General features: G+C 72.0%; 4 protein-coding genes. All 4 read left to right on the top strand.

Annotation, left to right across the window (positions count from 1 at the left end):
* On the top strand, positions 1–520 hold a 520-nt coding region (locus tag IBL25_RS27165), incomplete at its 5' end, for an O-antigen ligase family protein (RefSeq protein WP_238940664.1).
* The gene (locus IBL25_RS25525) at positions 513–1112 is read left to right on the top strand and encodes a sugar transferase (RefSeq protein WP_367615694.1); all 600 of its coding nucleotides are present in this window, start codon (positions 513–515) and stop codon (positions 1110–1112) included. The genes IBL25_RS27165 and IBL25_RS25525, both read left to right, overlap by 8 nt.
* A gap of 101 nt (positions 1113–1213) precedes the next feature.
* A complete protein-coding gene (locus tag IBL25_RS25520; RefSeq protein WP_187781253.1) occupies positions 1214–2434 on the top strand; it encodes a DegT/DnrJ/EryC1/StrS family aminotransferase in 1221 nt (406 codons plus the stop codon).
* Between the two features lie 10 nt (positions 2435–2444).
* Positions 2445–2927, top strand: a 483-nt coding sequence (locus IBL25_RS25515; RefSeq protein WP_187781252.1) for a glycosyltransferase, incomplete at its 3' end; no start/stop codon positions are given.

The raw sequence follows: 2927 nt of genomic DNA, 5'->3' as shown, positions 1-2927 counted from the left end.
GGCGCGGCCGCGCCTGGCGCTGGGCTGGCTGGCCCTGGTGGCGGCGGGTGGCGCCCTGGCCCTGGCGGCGCTGCTGCTGAACCCCGCCGGCGCCAATGGGCTGCGGACGCTGGAGCGCTTCACCCAGGGCGACGTGGAATCCTCCGCCCGCCCTGCGCTCTGGGCGGCGGCGATGCAATGGGGCAGCGAAGCGCTGCCCTTCGGCCTCGGCACCGGCGGCTTCACCCTGGCGGCGGGCTATGGGGAGCGGCGCGGCCTCTACCCGCACAACCACCTGCTGGAAGCCTGGGCGGAAGGCGGCGTGCCCGGGCTGGTGTTCTGGCTGCTCTGCTTCGGCGGGGCGGTGCTGGTGCCGCTGCTGCGGCTGCGGCGGATGCCGCCGGGGCGGCTGGCGCGCGTCGCCGCCCTGGCGCTGCCGGTGCTGCTGGCGGCCATGGTTTCCACCGACCTCGGCAACCGGATGGTCTGGTTCGCCCTGGGTCTGGTGCTGTCCACGGGAGTGGTGGCGCGGCGTGTATAAGCGTTTTGGCAAGCGGGCCCTGGATATCCTGGGGGCGGGGGCGGCGCTGCTGCTGCTCTCTCCCCTCTTTCTGCTGGTGGCGCTGGCGGTGGCGGCCTGCCTGGGGCGCCCGGTGCTGTTCCGGCAGGAACGCGCGGGGCGCGATGGCCTGCCCTTCACGCTGATAAAATTCCGCTCCATGCGGGAAGGGCCAGGGGATGACGCGGCGCGGCTGACCCGCTTCGGCCGGGCCTTGCGCGCCAGCGCGCTGGATGAGCTGCCGCAACTGGTGAATGTGCTGCGGGGCGAGATGAGCCTGGTCGGCCCACGCCCGCTGCCGATGGCCTACCTGGACCGCTACACGCCCCGGCAGCGGCAACGCCTTTCCGTGCGGCCCGGGCTGGCCGGGGCGGCGCAGGCGGCGGGCCGCAATGCTTTGCCATGGGAGGTGCGGCTGGAACTGGATGCTGTCTATGCCGCCGATCCCAGCCTGGAGCGGGACCTGCGCGCCATGGCCGGCACGCTGCGCATCCTGGCCAGCGGCAAGGGGGTTCATGCGCCCGGACATGCAACCATGCCGGCGCTGAATGTGGCTGATTCAACCCAAAGCTGAAAAAACTTCCAAACAATCCACCATACGGTTACGATTTAGCTTGCATCCTAGCCAGGGAACTGTTTCGCTCCCGTTAGTGTTCACAAAATAGTGAGCGTCGTATGCCCCTGGCCCTGAGGCTCGATGCAACCGGCAACGGTGCATTGGGTGAGAATATCCGCCTCTTCCCAGGCCGCCCGGTCACTTCGGCGCAGCCCCGGCAGAGAATCCTGCTTTCCCCACCGCAATTGGCGGGGGGGGAGCTGGCTTCCCTGGACCATACCCTTGCCGCAGGCTGGATCGCGCCTGCCGGGCCGGTGCCCGAGGCTTTCGAGGAAGCGGTGCGCGCCGCCGCCGGCACCGAATACGCGCTCGCCACCTCCTCCGGCACCGCCGCGCTGCACCTGGGCTACCGCGTGCTGGGGGTGGAGCGGGGGGACGAGGTCTGGACCTCCACCCTCACCTTCGTGGCCACCATCGCCCCCGCCGTGCAGATGGGCGCCCGCCCGCGCTTCCTGGACGCCACCGCCGAAAGCTGGACGCTGGACCCCGACATCCTGGAAAGCCGGCTGCGCCAGGCCGCCACCAAGGGCAAGCTGCCCCGCGCCGTGGTGCCGGTGGATCTTTACGGCCAGTCCTGCGACCTCGATGTCATTGTCGGGCTCTGTGGCCGCTGGGGCGTGCCGGTGCTCTGCGACAGCGCCGAGGCCCTGGGCGCCGAATACCGTGGCCGCCCGGTGGGCAAGGGCGCGGCCCTGACGGCCTTTTCCTTCAACGGCAACAAGATCGTCACCGCCGGCGGCGGCGGCGCGCTGGTTTCCGATGACGCGGCGCTGATCGCCCGCGCCCGCCACCTGGCCACCCAGGCCAAGGAAGCCGCGCCGCATTACCAGCATGAGACCACGGGCTATTCCTATGGCCTGTCCTCCGTGCTGGCGGCGGTCGGCCTGGCGCAGATCGGCGCGCTGAAGAACCGCGTGGCGGCCCGCCGTGCCACCTTCGCCCGCTACGCCCTCCGCCTGTCCGATCTGCCCGGCCTGACCTTCATGCCGGAACCGGGCTGGGGCCGTTCCTCCCGCTGGCTCACCACCATCCTGATCGACCCCGCCCGCTTCGGCGCCACGCGGGAGCAGTTGCGCAAGGCGCTGGAGGAGGCGGGGGTGGAAAGCCGCCCGGTCTGGAAGCCGCTGCACCTGCAGCCGGCCTTCCGCGGCGCGCCCTTCCATGGCGGCGGCGTCTCCGGCCAGCTCTTCGACCGCGGGCTCTGCCTGCCCTCCGGCGCCATGACACCGGAGGAACAGGACCGGGTGATCGACACCATCCGCGCCTGCTGCCGGGGCTGAGGGCAGTCCGGTGCGCATCCTCTACCTGCACCAGCATTATTCCGGCCCCGGCGGCGCCACCGCCACCCGCAGCCATGCCATGGCGCGGGCGCTGCTGGCGGCGGGGCATCATGTCACCATCGCCTGCGGGCAATATGCCGGCGCCGTCACCGGCCTGACGGGCGAGATGCGCCACGGCCGGCGGGAGGGCGTGGTGCAGGGGGTGCGGCTGGTGGAATTCGCCATCCCCTGCGGCAACCATCAGGGCTTCTCGAGTCGCAGCCTGGCCTTCGGGCGCTTCGCCGCCGCCGCCTCGCGGCTGGCCCTGGCGGAGCCCTGGGACCTCGTCATCGCCTCCTCGACACCGCTGACCGTCGTGGTCCCGGCGCTGCTGGCGCGGCGCCTGCGCGGCACGCCCTTTGTCTACGAGATCCGCGACCCCTGGCCGGAACTGCCGCGCGCCATGGGCGCCGCGCCGCCGCTGGCCCTCGCCGCCATGGAGCCGCTGGCCACG

The sequence above is a fragment of the Pseudoroseomonas ludipueritiae genome (genome assembly GCF_014490445.1).
In the GTDB taxonomy this organism is placed as follows: domain Bacteria; phylum Pseudomonadota; class Alphaproteobacteria; order Acetobacterales; family Acetobacteraceae; genus Pseudoroseomonas; species Pseudoroseomonas ludipueritiae.
The sequence above is the reverse complement of the archived record's forward strand: the minus strand, read 5'-3'. Positions and strand labels throughout refer to the sequence as shown.

Excerpts from the sequence above, each read along its gene's own strand:
- IBL25_RS25520 (WP_187781253.1), top strand. The coding sequence starts at position 1,214 with ATGCCCCTGGCCCTGAGGCTCGATGCAACCGGCAACGGTGCATTGGGT.